Below are 18,167 nucleotides of genomic sequence, written 5' to 3' on the forward strand. Positions count from 1 at the left end.
TCAGCCTTGCCTCCAAATCGGGTTCCAGGGCCGAACCTCTTCCTGATTTTCGGCAAACCCAAGCGTCACCATCCACAACTGCCCTCGCTGCTCCACTTCAATGACCGTGGCGCCCCGCCCATCTGGCAGAACGAGTTCCTCGCCCTCGACGGGGCCTTCAGGCTGGGACTTTTCAGCCACAGCCATCACACGCCACCCCTGATCGAAACGATGCTCGAAAGCCTCCAGGAACGGGTTGCGGAGGGCGTGGACCCTGGCGAGGACCGGGTCTAATGCGTGCTCCACGACGTAGAGCCACCAAGCGCTTCCTGCCTCAAGGGCCTTCTGGAATTCCCCCCGGGTCACTTCGACGCCCCGAGCGGTCCATGCACCGTCAAGTCCCTTGACCTTAATGAGCAGCGAGTCCTGCGTGCCCGAGGAGGCTAAGTCGTAGCCCAGGTGTGGGTCGGCGACCTCGACCGCATCTCGGCCCTCTTTACGCTCCCAATCGATGACCCGCTGCACAGCCTCGCGCCTGACGTGTCGGGCTTTTTCGGGGTCGAGAGTCGAAGTATCATAATCAGCTTGTGCGTCCCGGTGTACATAGCTCCGTAGACGAGTGGCCCCGCCCCGTTGCGAACGAGCTGAATCAGGTGACCAGGGATTGCTGCTGCCAAACCCAGGCGTGGTCGGAGCTACAGCAGGAAAATCTGTCAACAACGCGTCGTCTTCCGGGGCACCAGCAGCATTGCTCCATCCTTCCGGGAACGACTCTGGACCTGCTCCGCTTCCGCTTCGCCGCGAAGGAGGGATCGCAGGGGTGAGCCCCGGACCCTCAATCATCACGGGCTCCACGGTCTTGGCCATGGAGGCCATTCCAGTGTCGGTCAGAGAGGCGCTTTCCCTGTCATAGCCTTCCACGAGCGTCGTGTCCGCGAGTTCAAACTCTGAATCAGGCGCGAACCAGAGGGGAGCCGCCGCGCCCTGTGCCCCGGCGGGAATCATGGCAATCCCATCTTCATCGAGCAGGTCGGCCATCGCCGTAGGCTCGACTTCCAGGAGGCGGCTCAGCCGAAGGGCTTCCACTCTGCACTCCGTGGCGAGCGTTCGGGCCAACTCGTCGCCCATCTTGCGCTTCTTCGCCTGAAGCAGCCAAAGGAGCGCGGCCTTCTGGTCCCAGAAGCTGCCAGCCTGCTGTTCAAAAACACACTCACCCGTGTCGTGAAAGCGACTCAGCACCCTCAGGTCGCGTGCCACGCGAATCGTCAGCCGTCTGGCCAGATCCAGCCGCTTGTCTGTCGAATCATCCGGGTTATCGCCCCGTTCAATGGCGCCGTGCCGTGCCAGCCTGCGCAGCGCCGTGTTGAACTCCGGGGAGCGGATCTTCTGTGTGAGCCGCGTCATCCAGGCAAGCAAATCGGAGTCTTGGGACGGGGTGGGTTCGTCCGCCAATGATTCAATGAGCACACCTTGAAGCGAGCGGGCTCCGGCTTTCCCTGCGATATCGAGCGACACTTCGATTTCTTCCACCAGCGGCAGCCGGCACTGAGCAGGGAGCCGCTTCAAACGAGGGTCATCCGGGATCAGAGTCTGCCTTGCTGGCAGTAACTGGCGCTCATGGGTGGGGACGTTGATCGTCTGAGCCTGAAGCCACTCACGATTCTCCACGCGCAGTTGCTGTAGCGCGGCCTCCACCTGGACAAGTTCTTCGTCGGAGAGGGCGCGATCTCCGATTCGCGAGCCCTGCTCGTTCAGCATTTCTACCCAATCCAGCGACTTCGGCCGAGGGCGCGCTCCGAGCCGGGTGAGTCCCTTGATGATTCGCGGCTGCCGGGCCAGATCCGAATCCTCCAGGAGCGAAACGCACCAACTGGCGGCGAAAGGAAGCGACTCCAAGTACACGCGTAGAGGACGCCACCACCTGCCACGCAACAAAACGCAAGCATCCTGTTGCAATGATGTCAGTTCGTTCGCGACCGCCTTGGCCTCGGTTTCAGACAACTCCGCGACATGGTGCGCGAACGCCTCGAACGCCGCCCGGCAAGCCGTCCGCACCTTGTCTCCAGTCGCCCCCTGGTCGATCAACCGGACCTTGGCGAAGTGTTGGCGGATTTCCACAAACGGAATCTGAGTGCGTAAGCCAATGGCCTTAGCCATTTCGGAAGGGAATCCTTCGCCCTGGAGCACCGGCAGTGAGGAGGCAATCAGGTGAAGGAAGCCAGGCGCCGCGAGCTCACAGGGTCTGAAGAGGCGGTTAGGCCACATGACCGCCGCCGCGACATCCTCCAGCCTAGCCGCTTCGGCAGGTAGCCAAGCGAATTGGTTCAGCGCATCCACGAACTTCTGAGAGCCATTTTTCTTGATGTTTCCGTAGCTGTCCCAGTGGCGCACGATGTATTCACGAAGCACGTCCAGCCGTTCCCGTACGGTGGATGCGCCATATTGTTCGGCTTCGCTGATACATCCCTGGACAGCCTCGATCAGGTGGCTTGCTCGGGGTGTCGAATGCAACTGGAGGTCCGCGAAGAGCACGTTCCAGGACTGCGGCTCGCCGCCAAGGAAGGCCATGTCCGGAACCTTCGCGAATTTGCCGAGTACCTTAAGCGCTTCTTCCGCGTCTGGCCGATACAGGTTGGCAGGTGCCCCCAGGCCGCCTCCTTGTAGTGGGAGTATCGCCACCTTTCGAATCTCCGCTTCAAGGCTTGTGCGCTTCTCTGGAAGGAGCGTCGCCTTGAGCACGTGAAGGTGGTCGCGGAGCCAATGCAGCATTCCAAGCCGAGTCTCATTGGATGCAGAACCGAACGCAGGCAGGAGGCCCGCTACTACGAAGGCGTGCACGTCCTGTTCGGGTACACGCAATGACTTGAAGAAAGGGCTCCACTGACCGCCTTCCCCTGGCTCCAGAAGCCGGTGACGCACGTCGATTCCCTGGGGTGGTACAAAGCCGCCGGGGACGAACAGGTCAGGCGTCTCAGCGGAGACGATAGCGCCATCGGAAGTTGGCAACATGGGCAGTCGGCGCAGCGCGCCCACACGAGGATCGTCCTCACGAAGCCCTTCTGAAGTGCTCAGGAAGTCGAGGAGTGGGTCCAAAACAGCTCGCTGGGAGAAGGCCTCCCCGCAGAGCCAGGGCGTTTTGGAATGCGCTTCCAGCTGGCTGAGGAGGTCGTCAACGCCCAAATTCCGGACAAAGCCCTCGTGCCGAGACGCGAAGCCCCGGATGGAGCCAATGAGGGCTTCTGAACCCGATACCATCGGGACACCCAATTCATTGAGTGCCGCACTTAGCCGTGTAGGAACCTTGTTCACGAACAGCGGCGTCTGGACCGAGCCCATTGTGTGCAGGTGCCCCCTCTGGTCTGGAATCAGGAGAAGTGATTTAAGCGCTTGATGGTTGGCACGCACCTCGGCTGGGGGGAGCTGCTCCAGGTGGTCAAATAACTGGACCCACCAAGCATCGTCAAAAGCTCTCGCGACTAGATATTCTCGAAGAACCTCGACCAGCCCTGCCACTCCCAGCCTTTTTAACCCAAGCGCCTCAACGGGACCCGTCAATCCCACGTCCGCTTGAAAACGCGGTTCTAGGAACCGATGGTCCGCGCCTGCGAGAAGCAACCGCTCCGCGTCGTTCACTAGGTAGATAGGTCCACATTCCCCGAAGGTGTGGAGCTTCCCATCAGCAAGCAGCGCAAACGGGAGCCCCGCTAGTTTGTCGAGGCCCTTCTGGGCACAAAAGCGTGCCAGCGAAACTACCCACTCCGGACGGGTCAAAGCTGGATGAGGGGCCTCGTTCAGTGTGCAGCACACATCCCCGGAAGGATGCAGGCGACTAAAGGCCAGTAGAACATCCTCTGCAGAAAGGATCCTGGCCGCCCCTCCGAGGGCCGTGACTGCCAAAGCAGGGAGCGGCGGCTCCAGGAGCGTGTTCCTGTTGTGCAGGAGAGGGTCCCTGAGTTGCTGATGCCAGGCCGCATCTAGCCCCCAGAAGTGCCCACCCATCCTTGCCAACGAGCGCCACTCCACCCCACCGGGCCCCATGCAACGGAAGACCGGTCGCATGCTGATGTCCGCGTAGAAACCATCGACCAAGGACTGGTCGTGCGCGTCCCGGACCTCCGATGACCGAGGCCACAAACGATAGGGGTCTGTTCCGTCCGGACCGACATCGCGAGGCAGCAGTTGGATCAGTGCGGCCCAGGCGCTTCCCACGCCGTGACGCAGGAGTTGTTCGTTCCACTGGATCCGGAACTGGGCGGTCTCTCCCGTGCCAGCTTGCCGTGTGATACCTCGGCGCGAAGAATCCACGTCGAACCAGCCATGCAGGAAAACAGGCCAGGGGCTGGGATCGGCAAGGGGGAGGAAGCACGCCAATCCGCCGCGCTGATCGCTCGCATTCCACGGCGCGGCTGCGCCCGCCCACGGGAGGGCCTTCTCGCGGTGTCCGCAAAGGGTCTGTGCGAGGCGTAGCAGGTCGTTGTCGGGTCCGCGGTACAGACCTGTGACGACGCTCCAGGCGCACTCCCTCCGGCTGTCCTCGTCTCGCACCTGGAATGTGTGGGCATAGGCGGCAACAGGAAGCGTCGCCTGGGACTCCATCCACTGTTTCAACAACCCCCTTGGGTCTCCTTGCACCGCGTTCCGTAGGGGAGCCCGGGCGGCATCCACTTCAGCGGGATTGATGGTCGTGATTTCGTAGCGGGTCCTGTGCGTCCCATCTGGCGATATCTCGTCGATCCGGAGTGACAGGACTGAGCGGAGGAACACTAGCAGCGCGGGCCCCAGCTTCCGCACCTCGTCCAAGATCACGTTGAAGTCACGATCCGTGAACGCCTCCTCGTTGATCTCGCTCCGCTCCGCCTCTGCTTCGTTGCGGAGCGGAAGGCGGAAGACGGTGCCTTCGAAACGCGCCGCACCAAGTAGCAGGCCAGCAGGGCGGAATGTCGCGACCCAAGCGGGCCAGGACATTTCAGAATCACTCAAGGACCAAGCCCAGGCGTTCCTCCCTCCTCCATGGGCTCGCCCGTGAGGATCGAACCACACCACCCAATCGCCGGTGAGCAATGAAGGATGGTCGGAGACGCTGTAGCTGGAGTTGAAGCCTTGTCCAAAACGCCCGATGCCCTGTGCCTCGTGCAATTTGCCGCCACTGTCGATGTGCTGAATGTTCTTAAGGTCCCTTTCTGTGAAGAGGCTATTATTGGCGAACAGCAAGGCAGGGCCGAGCACGATCTCCTGCTCAGAGGTGTTCATTCTCCCAGGATGCCGCCTGCGGTCGTAGGTCACGTGCAGGAAGGAAGCTCCGGCGTCATCCGCATTCTGGAGGAACTCCTTCACAAGCCCGGGGCCCTTGGGATAGCTCCTAACCAGATCGCGCAATCGCGCGGTGATACTGCTGGTCTGGTCGAACGCGCGTGGGGGGGGAGGAGAATCCATGGGTTCCTGTTCGGGATGCGGAGATGCCTCAACAATATTTGACTGACAATACGGGGCATGCGCAGGACCACGACGCACCCCCAGGCCGCGAGAACAAGGCAGCTGGATGCGGAGTCTTGCCAGTTTACTCAAGGGCGCGGCATCCCCCGTGAGGGGTATGGACACGCCCACGAAAATCGCCGCCTCGCTTCCGGGGGACCGGAAACGGGCGGCGTTGGCACTGCCTTGTGATGCCGTGCTGACTACCGGCGCTTCTGCGCCGCGTCCGCGTGCTTCTCCATGAACTCCGAATACGGCCCGTTGAAGTCGAGCACTTCCTTGCCCGCCTCCAGGCTCCAGATGCGCGTGGCGACCTCGGAGATGAGCTCCTGGTCGTGCGTCACGCAGATGACCGTGCCGTCGAACTTCGACAGGCCTTCGGCCAGCGCCGCGATGGACTCCAGGTCCAGGTGGTTCGTCGGCTCGTCCAGGATGAGCACGTTGTCCTGCGTGATCATCAGCTTGGACAACAGCACGCGCACCGTCTCACCACCAGAGAGCGTGTCCGTAGGCTTCATCCGCTCCTCACCCGAGAAGAGCATCCGGCCCAACACGCCCGAAATCTCCTCGTTGGTCAGCTTCTCGCTGATCTCCCGCAGGTAGCCGAAGCACGTCGTCCCCTTGTGGATGACGCCGTGGTGGTCCTGCGGCAGGTAGCCCACCGTCGCCTGGTGGCCCCAGGTGATGGTGCCCGCGTCCGGCTCCGTCTTCCCGGCCAGCATCTTCACCAGCGTGGACTTGCCCACGGCGTTGCGGCCGATGACGCAGATGCGCTCGCCCTTGCAGACCAACGCTTTGAACGGCTTGATGACCTGCACGCCGTCGTAGGACTTCTTCAGGCCCTCGAACATCAGCGTCTGACGGCCGCTGATCACCTTCTGGTCGAACCGGATGAAGGGCCGCGCGATGTTCGAGCGCTTCAGATCCTCCGTCTTCAGCTTGTCGATCTGCTTGATGCGGCTCTGCACCTGCGAGGCGCGCGTGCCGGCGTGGAAGCGCGCCACGAAGTCCTGCAGCTGGAGGATCTTCTTCTTCTTCTCTTCCGTCTCCGACTCCACCCGGACCCGCAGCTGCGACTTCTGCCGGACCATGTCGTCGTAACCACCCGTGTACTGGATGATGGTCTCGTAATCGATGTCCGCGATGTGCGTGCAGATCGAGTTCAGGAAGTGCCGGTCGTGGCTGATGGTGATCAGCACGCCCTCGTACATGTGGAGGAAGTTCTCCAGCCAGCGGATGGAATCGATGTCCAGGTTGTTCGTGGGCTCGTCGAGCAGCAGCCCGTCCGGCTTGCCGAACAGCGCCTGCGCGAGCAACACGCGCAGCTTCAGGCCGCCAGTGAGCTGGCGCATGGGCTCTTCGTGGAAGGCCTCTTCGATGCCAAGGCCCGCCAGCAGCGTGGCCGCGTCGCTCTCCGCGGAGTAGCCGTCCTCTTCCGCGATGACGCCTTCCAGCTCACCCAGCCGGTTGCCGTCCTCCTCGGTGATGTCCGACTTGGCGAGCAGCTTGTTCTTCTCGTCCATCGCCGCCCACAGGTGGCGGTTGCCCATCAGCACCACGTCCAGGACGCGGTCGTTCTCGTAGCGGAAGTGGTCCTGGCGCAGGATGCCCAGCTTGCGCGGGCGGATGATCTCGCCCATGTCCTGCTCCTCGTCACCCGCGAGGATCTTCATGAACGTGGACTTGCCGGCCCCGTTCGGACCGGTCAGGCCGTAGCGACGGCCCGGCGAGAAGGTGACGTTGACCTCCTCGAAAAGCTTCTTGGGCCCATAGGCCTTGGAGACGTTGATGACGTTGAACATGGCGGCGGCTTGTAGCGGAAATGGCGCGGCGACCAAAGACGCGCGGTGAATCAAGGCCCGGTGGTGTACCGGAAGGCCCAATGTAACCGCCCGCAGGCCCTGGAAATGCCGGCTTCGGGACTCCCCCACGGCTCCCCCAGGTAGGGAAAACGGCGCTTCTCCTCCTGGAGGCCAGGCGGGCGTCCCCAGGAAGCGGGTGCCTCCCGACGCGCGCCACGGGTATAAGGCCCGACAATGGCCGTCCGCTTCGAACTCCTGAACACCGACCCCACCGGCGCCCGCACGGGCATCCTGCACACCCGCAAGGGGTCCTTCCCCACGCCGATGTTCATGCCCGTGGCCACCCACGCCGGCTTCCGCCACCTCGGGATGGAGGAGGTGAAGGAGACGGGGGCGAAGGTCCTCCTCGCCAACACCTACCACCTGATGCTCCGGCCCGGCGCGGAGGTGTTCGAGCGCTTCGGGGGCATCCATCCGTTCATGGGGTGGGACGGCGCCGTGCTGACCGACTCGGGCGGCTTTCAAATCTTCTCCCTGCCGGAGGACCGGCTCATCACGGAGAAGGGCGCGCACTTCCGCAGCTTCTATGACAACAGCCGCCAGCTGCTGAGCCCCGAGTCCAGCATCGCCATGCAGCAGGCGATCAACTCGGAGATCATGATGGTGCTGGACGTGTGCATCGACTCGCGCACGGACGAGGCCGGCACGCGCGAGGCCATGGAGCGCACCCACCGCTGGGCCGTGCGCAGCCTCGCGGCGAAGGAGGCGCGCAACACGGGCCAGGCGCTGTTCGGCATCGTCCAGGGCGGCGTGCACCCGGCCCTGCGCGACGCGAGCGCGGAGTTCCTCACCCAGCTGCCCTTCGACGGGTTCGCCATCGGCGGGCTCGCGGTGGGGGAGACGAAGGTGGAGCGCGACACGATGACCGAGCGCGCCACCGCGGCCCTGCCGCAGGACAAGCCGCGCTACCTGATGGGCGTGGGCACGCCCACGGACCTGCTCGAAGCCGTGCTGCGCGGCGTGGACATGTTCGACTGCATCATCCCCACCAAGATGGCGCAGCAGGGCTACGCGTACACGTTCCAGGGGCTCGTGCGCATCACCCGCACGGCGTACCGGCTGGAGGACGGGCCGCTGGATCCGGAGTGCGACTGCTACGTGTGCAAGCGCTACACGCGCGGCTACCTGCAGCACCTGATGCGCGGCAAGCACCACCTGGGCTCGCGCTTCCTGTCGGTGCACAACGTGCGGCACTACCAGAAGCTCATGGAGCGCATCCGCGAGGGCATCCTGCGCAATGGCTATGCGCAGACGTACCGCGAGCTGAAGGCCGCCGTTGCCACGCCCAAGGACCTGAAGGACGAGGCCGCCGCCACCGCTGTCACTCTGAAGGACGTGGGCTGAACGGCCGACGGGGTCGCGGGCGCGCGTTTCGCCGCCCGCCCACCGGCCGGGTTGTAGGAATCAGGGCAGGGGCTGCGGTACGGCGCGACCTGCCGGGTTAGCCTGCGGGGCCGGGCGCTGGAAGGTGCCCGCTCCGCCGCATGGACCCTCGCGTCGCCACCCTCCTGAGCCACGTTCGCGCGAACGCCGAGAACCGGCCCGGCGTGTATCGGATGCTCGGGCCTTCCGGTGAGCTGCTCTACGTGGGCAAGTCGGTGCGGGTCCGCACGCGGCTCCTGTCGTACTTCCGCGCGGACGAGGGCGAGAAGGCGGCGGAGATCATCTCCCAGGCGCATCAGCTGGAGTGGGAGTACACGCCCAGCGAGTTCGCGGCGCTCCTGCATGAGTTCCGGCTGATCAAAAGCCACCGGCCCCTCTACAACGTGCAGCACAAGCGGGACCGCTCGCACTGCTTCCTGCAGATCACCCGGGAGGCGGTGCCCCGGTTGCGCGTGGTGGGGCAGCCCGGCGGCAGCAGCGGCGCGGAGTACTTCGGGCCCTTCCACGGCCGGCACACCATGGCGGAGGTGGTGCGCGCGGTGAGCGACCTGCTGGAGCTGCGCGACTGTCCTTCCGATACACCGATGCGACTGGCGGATCAGATCCAGCTCTTCCCGACGAAGGAAGACCCCCGCTGCCTGCGCGGGCAGACGGCGCGGTGCATCTCACCGTGCGCGGGCGGGTGCACGCAGGCGGAGTACCTGGAGCGCGTCGCGCTGGCGCGGGCGTTCCTCAATGGCGAGTCGGACCGGCCGCTCGTCATCCTGCGCGAGCGCATGGCGATGGCGGCGCGGCGGCTCCAGTTCGAATACGCGGCGGAGCTGCGCGACCGCGCCGAGCGGCTGGAGCACGTGCAGTCGTGGATCGTGGAGCTGGGGCGGACGCTGCGGCGGCTGTCATTGGTCTACACGGTGCAGGGACAGGCTGGAGGCGAGGACCGCACCTACGTGCTGCGACGGGGACGGATCCGCGCGGAGGTGCCCGCGCCCCAGACGCTGGAGGAACAGGCGGCGCTGGACGCGCGCGTGCGGGACATCTTCTCGCTGCCGGAGCCCGAAGCGATTGGCCTCCGCGCCCAGGAGGCGCAGGAGCTGATGCTCATCGCGAAGTGGTTCCGCCTGCACCCTGAGGAGCTGGAGGGCACGGTGCCTGCCTCGGCGCGCACGGGGAGCGGCGAGGCGTCCGAGGAGGTTGAAGAGGCTCGGGCCGCGCTGGCCCTGACGCTGGAGCGCACGGTGGAAGGGCCGGGTGGGGTGGAGGAGGACGATTCCGAGCCCGCGCCGACGGATGCGGCGGGCGGGTAGCCCTGACCGTGAGATAGGGCGTGTCGTGTCCAGACGGACGGTGCTGAACAGCCGACGTGAGTGGAGCTTCCTGGCGGGTGACACCGCGCAGGTGGGCCGGCGAGGATGACGGGCATGAGGATGGAGCGGGTCGAGGAGACGCTGGAGCGCATCCGTCGCGAGGTGGCACAGACGCCGGACGGCGTGCTGGCCTTCGATGGCGACGGCACGCTGTGGAGCGGGGACGTGGGGGACGACCTGTTCCTCGCCCTGCTGGAACACGGCGGCGTGCGGCCCGAGGCGCGCGTGGGCCTGGAGCGGCTGGGTGCCCGGCACGGCGTGGAGTCGCATCCCGACACGGTGATGCTGGCGCGCGCCCTGTTCGCGGCGTTCGAGGCCGGACGGCTTCCGGAGAAGGACACCTACGAGATGATGGCGTGGGTGTTCGCCGGCTGGCTCGTGGAGGAGGTGCGCGGCTTCGCCCAGGAGGTGGTGGCTCGCAAGGGGGTCGCCCAACGCATCCATCCGGAGGCCCGCCGGGTGGTGGAGTGGGCCCGCGGCCAGGGCGTGGATTGCTACGTCGTCAGCGCGTCTCCGCGCGCGGTGGTGGAGGCCGCGGTGCGCGAGGTGGGACTGACCGCCGAGTTCGTGCTGGCGTGCACGCCGAGGGAGCAGAACGGACGGCTTCAGACGTCTGTCTTCGAGCCCGTGCCCTACGGTCCCGGCAAGGTGAACTGTCTCAGGCAGCGCACGAGCCGACCGCTCTGCGCCGCCTTCGGCGACAACGTGTTCGACCTGGACATGCTCGCGGCGTCACGCGTCCCGGTGGCCATCCGGCCCAAGGCGCGGCTGCGCGAGCGCGCGGCGGAGCTTCCTTCGCTCGTGCAGCTGCAACCCGAAGAGGCGTGAGGCGGGAGCGCGCCGCTTCGCGAGACCGGAACCTCCAGTCCACGAAGCGGCGTCACCGCGCCGCGGCCGGGGTCAGCGCCCCGTCTCTCCGCTCTTCACGATGAACTCCACGCGGCGGTTCGCCGTCAGGCCTTCGGGCGTGTCGTTGGACATCAACGGGCGCGTCGGCCCGTAGCCCTTCGCCTCCAGGCGTGAACCGGCGATGCCTCGCTGAATCAGATACGCGCGCACGCGGTCCGCGCGCTGCTGGCTCAGGGTGCGGTTGAGCTCCTCGGGACCCGTGTTGTCCGTGTGGCCTTCAATCTGGATCTGGAGCTTCGGATTCGCCTTCAGGTAGTCCGCGATGGCGTCCAACTGGCGACGCTCCTCCTCGTCGAACTCGGCCTGGCCCACCGGGAACAGCACGCGGTGATCCAGCGGCGACTTCGTGTCCTCCACCGGCGTCCTGGGCTCCTCGGGCTTGGGCTCGACGGGCTTCGGCTCCTCGGGCTTCGGCTCCTCGGGCTTGGGCTCGACGGGCTTCGGCTCCTCGCGCACGGGGCAGCCACGGTTCGACGCGGGGCCTGCTTCCTTCGGGCAGCCGTCCTCGTCGTCCGCGACGCTGTCTCCATCCGAGTCGGGCGGCGGGCAACCGTGGTAGCGCGCAGTCCCCGCGACCGAGGCGCACTGGTCCTCGCGATCCACCACGCCGTCGTTGTCCGAGTCCTTGTCCGGGCAGCCCGCGTTGTCCACGGAGCCTGCCTCCAGCGGGCAACGGTCCTTCCCGTTGGCCACCGAGTCCCCGTCATCATCCTGATCCGGGCACTCCTCCGGGGTGTGGCTGCGACCGCTCGCGCACTTGTCTTCACGCGGCGGCGGCTTGTTCGCCCACGCGATGCCCGCGGCCAGCCGGAACGACGGCGTGCCTGGGATGTCCGTGAAGCCATGCCCCGCGAGCGCGAACGCCTCGAAGCCCATGCCCACCGGCAGGCGCAAGCCTCCGAGCAGCTCCAGCGCCACGTCCGACTCCACGAGGGATTCGGCGGCCTCGAGTGCGACTTCGCCTCGCAGCCCTTCGCCGCGCGTGGCCACCACCAGGCCCTGCTCCAGCTCCGTACCGACATCGCGGCCGGGCTCGACCTCCTTGGATTTGATCCGCACGCCCGCGCTCGCGCCGAGGGCCAGGGGGCCCACCTCGCGGCTCAGGGCCACGCGGGGAGCGACCTGGAACCCGGCCCACCCCTGCTGACGACCGAACGCGTCCGCGGAGCCTCCGGGCAGCCCCACGTCCAGGCCCAGACCGAGGAACACCGGGTCTCCGTCCTCGCGACGCAGCAGCGCGTAGCGGGCCCCCAGTTCGGGCGTCCCCAACCCGAAGGAGTCCGGGGTCGTCACGCCGGCCAGCGTCTCCGCGCCGTGTCCCCCCTGGGAGATGATGACGGGCACCCGCGCGGACAACTCCAACCGGTCCACGGGAGACCACGCACCGGCGAGCCAGCCCGCGGTCCGGTAGTGCAGGATGGAGCGCTCCACGTCATCGCTGCCCTTCAACAGCAGGATGCCGCGCTCGTAGTTGACCATGAGGAGCAGGCGGTAGCCGCCCTCGGGAAGCACGTTGCCGGTGTCCACCAGCATCGAGTCCGTGGCCGCGGGCGTGAAGCGCAGGCGCTCCAGGTCCAACGGGCGCAAGGGACTCGAGAGGCTCTGGCCAAAGGCCGCGGGTGCAACGGCGGTGGCCAGCAGCGCGGCCAGCGCCCATCTCTGTGCCTGTGTACGCAAGGGGAGGTCCATTCGGGAAGGGAAGGAGCGTGCGAGACGTTCAGGTCCGAAGCGCATGGATCACCGAACCCCGGCGCTGGTGCGGCGGCGGCGCAGACCGGCCCACGACGCCAGCCCCGTGAGGAGCGCCAGCGCGGAGGTCGCGTCCCCGCCGACGCTCTGGCAACCACCGCCCGCGATGGACACCACCGTGGCCTGGACCGCGACCTGGAACGTGCACTGCGCGGAGTTGCCGGCCTCGTCCGTGGCGGTGACGGTGACCTGGGTGGAGCCCGGCGCGAACGTGCTGCCCGAAGCGGGCGAGGATGTGATCGTCGGCGTCGCGGTGACGGCGTCCGTGGCCGTCGGCTCGAACGTCACCTGCGCGCCGGACGCGTCCGTGGTCGCCGTCTGATCCGACGGGCACGTCACGGTGGGCGGGGTGGTGTCCTGCACGGTGACGAGGAACGAGCACGAGGCCGGGACGCCGCCCGCGGTGGAGGCGGTCACGGTCGTCGCGCCGCGCGGGAACCGGGAGCCGGACGGCACCGAGTAGGTGACCGGCGTGCCCACCTGGCCAGGCACCGCGGGATCGTAGGTGACGACGGCGCCATCCGGGCCCGTCGCTTCGGCGGTGACGTCCGCGGGGCACGTGAGGGTCGGAGGCGGCCCTTCCGTGACGGTGATGTTCACCGTGGCCAGGTTGCTGTCCTGGACGCAGTCCCGGACGCGGAAGTCGAAGCTGTCCGCGCCGACGTAGCCCGGCGCGGGCGTGTACGTGAGGGCGGGCGGCGTGCCGCTCAGCGTGCCGTGCAGCGGCTGGCGCACCACGGTCCAGGTCAGCACCTGCCCCACGTCCGGGTCGGTCGCGGTGAGGGTGATGGCCAGCGGCGTGTCCTTGCCCGCGGCGACGTCCTGGTTCAGCGCCGTGGGCGTCTGGTTCGCGACCAGCTGCACCATGCGTCCGCCGGGGATGCCATTGGCGAAGACGCTGAGCGCATAGGGCCCCAGCGGAACGCTGACGGGGACGGTCACGGTCGCGCGCGTGGACGACGTGTCGGAGCTGGGGAGCGTCAGGAGACGCCCGCCCTCCGCGGCCTGGAGGCGCACGAGGGGGAAGTCGGTGGGGGAGTCGCCGGTGGAGGTGCCTCCGCTCGCGCCGGAGATGCCCCGGAACAGCAGGCCCTCGAGCACGGTCGGACAGGCGGGGACGAGGGTGGCCGGACGGGTGACCACCGGCCTCCACGCGGGGAGGGCGCCGGTGTCGTCGAACAGCTCGGCGTTCGGGGCGGTCGCGCCACCCGCGAGGAGCGCCTCGCCCGAAGGCAGGGCGGCGAGGACGAGCCCACCGCGCGAGGCCGGGGCGTTGACGGTGCTCCAGACGCGGGTGGCGGGGTCGTAGACCTCCGCCGCGTCGGCGAACTCGCCCGCCACGGTCAGGCCGCCCGCGACCAGGACCTTGCCGGAGGGCAGCAGCGCGGCGGTGTGATGCCAGCGCGGCTGCGCGAGCGCCCCGACGCTCGCCCAGCCGTTCGTTGCGGGGTTGTAGAGCTCCGCGGACGCAAGCTCCGTGAAGCCCGAGAGCCCGCCGGTCGCGAGGACCTGGCCCGAGGGCAGCAGCGTCAGCGTCAGCTCCTCGCGGGCCTGGGCGAGGCTCGCCGCGGGAGCCCAGGCGTTGGTCGCGGGGTCGTACAGCGCCGCCGAGGCGAGCGGCGCGCCGGAGTTGTCATGACCGCCCGCGACGAGCACGCGGCCATCCGGGAGCAGCACGGCGGCATGCGCGGCGCGCGGGGTGGCGGCGGTAGCCACCGGGGTCCAGGTGTTGTTGCCCGGCGTGTACCGCTCCACGGCGTCGAGCACGGTGACGTTGCGCTGACCTCCGACCGCCAGCACCGTTCCATCGTTCAGGAGCGTGGCGGTGTGGATGTGCCGGGGAGTCGTGAGCGACGCGGCGGGGGTCCAGGCGTTGGACGCCGCATCGTAGCGCTCGGTGGCGGTCACCGACGTGGTGCCGTTCCGCCCGCCCGCGACCAGCACCTGACCCGAGGGCAGGACCGTCGCGGTGGCGCGCTCGCGCGGCGTGGAGAGGGCCGGTGCGGAAGTCCAGGCGTTCGCCGTCCGGTCATACAGCTCCACGGCCGTCGACGAGGCACCGATTGCCTCACGGCCACCCGCGACGAGCACCCTGCCCGTGGGCAGCAGCGCGACGACGGGGTCGGTCCGGGGCGTGCCCAGGGTCCCGGCGGGAGACCACCGGCTGACGGCGGGGTCGTACAGCTCCGCCTCCGCGTAGAAGGTGAGGCTGGGCGCGCTGCTGTACCCGCCTGCCACCAGCACCTTGCCGGAGGGCAGCAGGGTCGCGGTGTGGTTCTCGCGCCCGATGCTCATCGAGCCCGCGGCGGTCCACTGGCCGGTCGCGGGGTTGTAGACCTCCGAGACGACCTGCGCATTCCTCGCGGAATCGGAGCCGCCCGCGACCAGGACCCTGCCATCGGGCAGCAGCGTGGCCGAATGGCCCGAGCGAGGGAACGCGAGGCTGGCGGTGGCGGTCCAGGTGTTGGCCGCCGGGTCATAGATTTCCGAAGCGGGGGTCACGCCCCCCGCGGTGAACCCGCCCGCGACGAGCACGCGGCCGTCGGGCAGCAGCGTGCTGGTGAAGTAGTGCCGGGGCGTCAGCGGGGACGCGGCGGCGGTCCAGGTGCCGGTCGTGGGATCGTAGAGGTCGGCGCCAGGGACCTCGCCCGCCTGGTTGAAGCCGCTCACCGCGAGCACCCGCCCATTCCGCAGCAGCGTGGTGGAGTGCGCGCCCCGGCCCAGGGTCATGGCACCGGTGGGGAGGAACGTGTTGCTCGCGGGGTCGTACAGCTCCGCGGAGGTGAGCCGGACGCCGCCGCTCCCGGTGCCACCCGCGACCAGCGCCTGCCCCGAGTTCAGCAGCGTGACGGTGGGCAGCCCGCGGGTCTGCGCCATGTTGCCCGTGGGGGTCCACGTGCCCGACGCGGGGTCGTAGAGCCGTCCCGAGATGGAGCCGTCGGTCAGCACGAGCACCTTGCCGTTGGGGAGCAGCACGGCCTGGGAGACGTTGCCCTGGATGCCGGAGTCGCCGGCATCGCGCCAGGTGCCGGTGGCGGGGTTGTAGAGCTCCGCCACGCTGACGAACCCGGTCCTGTTGACGCCGTTGACGACGAGGAGCTCACCGGAGGGGAGGAGGACGGCGCCGTGTTGCGCGCGTGTGCGGGCCATGGGCGCGGTGGCGGTCCAGCCCGGCGCGGAGGCCAGCGGGGTCTTCGCGGACGTGGGAGCGCCATCGCCCGGGTTCGGGTGCTCCTTCGAGCTACAAGCCAGAAGGCTCACGCCCGCCACCAACACCAGGATCCTGCTCCAGACAGCGTGCTGTGACCGCATCGAACGAACTCCGATCCGCGAGGCCGGCACGGACGCAAGCGCGTCCGCCCACCGTGAGCAACCGGCAGCGGCTTAGCAGCGGGTCGGGTGCGCGGGCAACGCGCGAGAAAAATCCTCTGCGGTTGATCAATCGAGGAAGCGGCGCCACCAGCGACGGGCTTCCTCTTCCGTGAACCCGTCAAAGGCGGTGAAGGGGAGGTCGGGGTAGAGCCAGGGTTCCAGGACTCTGGCGAACTCACGGTACGCCGGCAGGGGTTCGTCGAGCTTCGTGTTGCCCGCCAGCGGGGCAGCTCCAAGGCTGATCAGCGCACGTCCTCCGCTGAGTTCCTCGACGGTGGTGTCCGGATCGCTCAGGCGGGAGCGAAGTGCCTGCGGGCCGCCCACGGCTTCGAGCACGGGCGGGCCCAGGAAGTTCAGCCAGTGCACGTCGTCAATGTGGTTGCCCAGGCGCAGGGCCGTCGCTACGCCCGGCACGCCCCAGCCAGGATGCCGGAAGAGGTTGTCCTTGATGATGGAGAGGAGCCTCGACCGGCCCCGCGTAAAGGAGAGGGACAATCCGGTATGACCCGTCACGAAGGGTAGGGGGGCCGCGAGCGCCAGGGCCAGCTCACGAGCCTTGTCGGGGCCGTGGTCGGCCAGGAATCGGAGCGGAACACTGACGCTCACCTCGCTGAGCTCAGACGAGGTCTCACGCCAGGGCAGCCGAGTGCGATAGCTGAATTCATAGCCACTCGGATCGAAGGTGTCTCCTGTCAGGAGTACCCAGGTCTCAAACGCCCGCTTGGTCAAGATGCGAAACCAAAGGGAATCCTCTTCCATGTCCTCCAGGAAGCCGATGCGGGGTGTCTCCAGTTGCTTGCGGATGTCTTCCCAGGCAGCGGCCGTGAGCGGGAAAGACTCTTCCCTGAGGTCGAAGTCGTAACCCGTCGTCAATGTGTTGGCGTCATTCTCGATGTGTCGGAGATACACATCGAGCACTTGCTGCATCAGTGGTGCGAGCGCCCGATGGTCGTGGCGCAGGTAGAAGACGATGCGCACCACGAGCTGGACCCTTGGGAGTTGATTGGCGAAGTGCTGCAAGGGGGAATACCTACTCACGAACGACTCCCATTTGAGGCGTCACGATGGCGGGTTTGCAGTTTCTACCCAGGTCTTTGTAGCGCCCCAACTGCGTTAGCGTGTCGGAGTTGGAGAGCGGGTCAGCCTTGCTGAGCTTGGTGCATGGAAATTTGAAGTCGTAGATGCATTGGATCTGATCTGGCTGGCCTGATGCGTGGAGGACGACATCGGGCTTCATCGACTTCGTCCAACGACCCGTTAGTGCGTATCCACCCGATTTGTCATTGGGTCCATAGCGCGGCTCGATGGAGACGTGGTCGGGGAAGAGCCGGACGATCTCTTCTTGGACGCACCTGAAGGCACGGTCGTGCTTCAGCTTGCCCAGCTCCATCTGCCGGGCGATGGGGAGGCCATCCTTGTCCTTGCCGACCACCCGTTTGCACTCGTCATCATCTGGAATCTTCCCTTCGCCGTACTCGCGCTCGTTGACCTTGAAGTTCGCCTCCTTGGCGCACTCCACCAGCAGGTACTCGATGCGTGCCACGTCCGCGGCTTCCAGGACGCGCAACGTGGCGCTGGCGGTCGCCGCCGCCCTCGCGGCCTGGCCCACCCAGGGGAGCACGGCTTCATTGCCCGGCAGGTTGTAACAGGCGGGGTTCCGAAGGCATGCGCTCGTCGCGGAATCGGTCTGCTCGTAGCGGCTCGGACCCGTCGAAGCACAGGACAGGCAGAGCAGGGTGATCATCCCAACCAGACACCACCGAGTGCCCTCAATCATCCTCTTCGTCCATGTCATGCGCGGCCGCGTTGAACAGGCCAAACCCTCCGGCCTCCTCCTGCGTGATTCCAGCCCGCCGCAGCGCGGGCGAATCCACCGTCTGCCCCACCGCCATCCAGCGCGGCGCGGCCAGCAGCACGCCGTGCTTCGGCAGCTCCGGCAGCAGGTGCTCCAGGTCGTCGAGGATGAACTCCGCGTGCCCCACGTCCTCGGGCTCACTCAGCCCCTCCGGAGGACGCCACGGCCCTCCGTCCAGATGCCCGAACGGAAAACTCCCCGTGCCGCTCGCGCCCCCGTACC

General features: G+C 67.1%; 10 protein-coding genes. 3 read left to right on the forward strand and 7 right to left on the reverse strand.

The genetic code is table 11. The features are described from left to right. On the reverse strand, positions 1–5,412 hold the full coding sequence (locus tag D7V97_RS07630; RefSeq protein WP_120609935.1) for a DUF3883 domain-containing protein: 5,412 nt from the start codon (positions 5,410–5,412) through the stop codon (positions 1–3). 242 nt (positions 5,413–5,654) lie between these two features. After that, positions 5,655–7,253: an ABC-F family ATP-binding cassette domain-containing protein gene (locus tag D7V97_RS07635; protein ID WP_120609936.1), complete on the reverse strand. Its 1,599-nt coding sequence runs from the start codon at positions 7,251–7,253 to the stop codon at positions 5,655–5,657. Between the two features lie 234 nt (positions 7,254–7,487). Here D7V97_RS07635 and tgt point away from each other — a divergent pair, with 234 nt between their 5' ends. From tgt to D7V97_RS07650, 3 genes are all read left to right on the forward strand, one after another. Then, on the forward strand, positions 7,488–8,657 hold the full coding sequence (gene tgt, locus D7V97_RS07640) for a tRNA guanosine(34) transglycosylase Tgt (protein ID WP_120609937.1): 1,170 nt from the start codon (positions 7,488–7,490) through the stop codon (positions 8,655–8,657). A 140-nt stretch (positions 8,658–8,797) separates the two neighbouring features. Beyond that, positions 8,798–10,000, forward strand: coding sequence for a nuclease (locus D7V97_RS07645; RefSeq protein WP_120609938.1), 1,203 nt, complete (start codon positions 8,798–8,800; stop codon positions 9,998–10,000). Positions 10,001–10,114: 114 nt separating this feature from the next. Next, positions 10,115–10,888: an HAD family phosphatase gene (locus D7V97_RS07650; protein WP_120609939.1), complete on the forward strand. Its 774-nt coding sequence runs from the start codon at positions 10,115–10,117 to the stop codon at positions 10,886–10,888. A gap of 72 nt (positions 10,889–10,960) precedes the next feature. Here D7V97_RS07650 and D7V97_RS45775 read toward each other — a convergent pair whose 3' ends face one another. The 5 genes from D7V97_RS45775 to D7V97_RS44585 all read right to left on the reverse strand — a co-directional run. Continuing rightward, entirely contained in the window at positions 10,961–12,646 is a 1,686-nt protein-coding gene (locus D7V97_RS45775) for an OmpA family protein (RefSeq protein ID WP_233582563.1), read from the reverse strand. A gap of 60 nt (positions 12,647–12,706) precedes the next feature. Further along, entirely contained in the window at positions 12,707–16,030 is a 3,324-nt protein-coding gene (locus D7V97_RS07655) for a kelch repeat-containing protein (protein WP_233582564.1), read from the reverse strand. A 126-nt stretch (positions 16,031–16,156) separates the two neighbouring features. After that, positions 16,157–17,071: a type VI immunity family protein gene (locus D7V97_RS07660; RefSeq protein WP_147444735.1), complete on the reverse strand. Its 915-nt coding sequence runs from the start codon at positions 17,069–17,071 to the stop codon at positions 16,157–16,159. 49 nt (positions 17,072–17,120) lie between these two features. Further along, positions 17,121–17,834 carry a hypothetical protein gene (locus D7V97_RS07665; RefSeq protein ID WP_120609941.1) on the reverse strand — a complete coding sequence of 238 codons (714 nt, stop codon included), beginning with the start codon at positions 17,832–17,834 and terminating at the stop codon, positions 17,121–17,123. 25 nt (positions 17,835–17,859) lie between these two features. After that, the coding region (locus D7V97_RS44585; protein WP_158623306.1) for a hypothetical protein at positions 17,860–18,167 on the reverse strand (308 nt) is incomplete at its 5' end.

This window comes from Corallococcus sp. CA053C (assembly GCF_003611675.1).
Classification (GTDB): Bacteria; Myxococcota; Myxococcia; order Myxococcales; family Myxococcaceae; genus Corallococcus.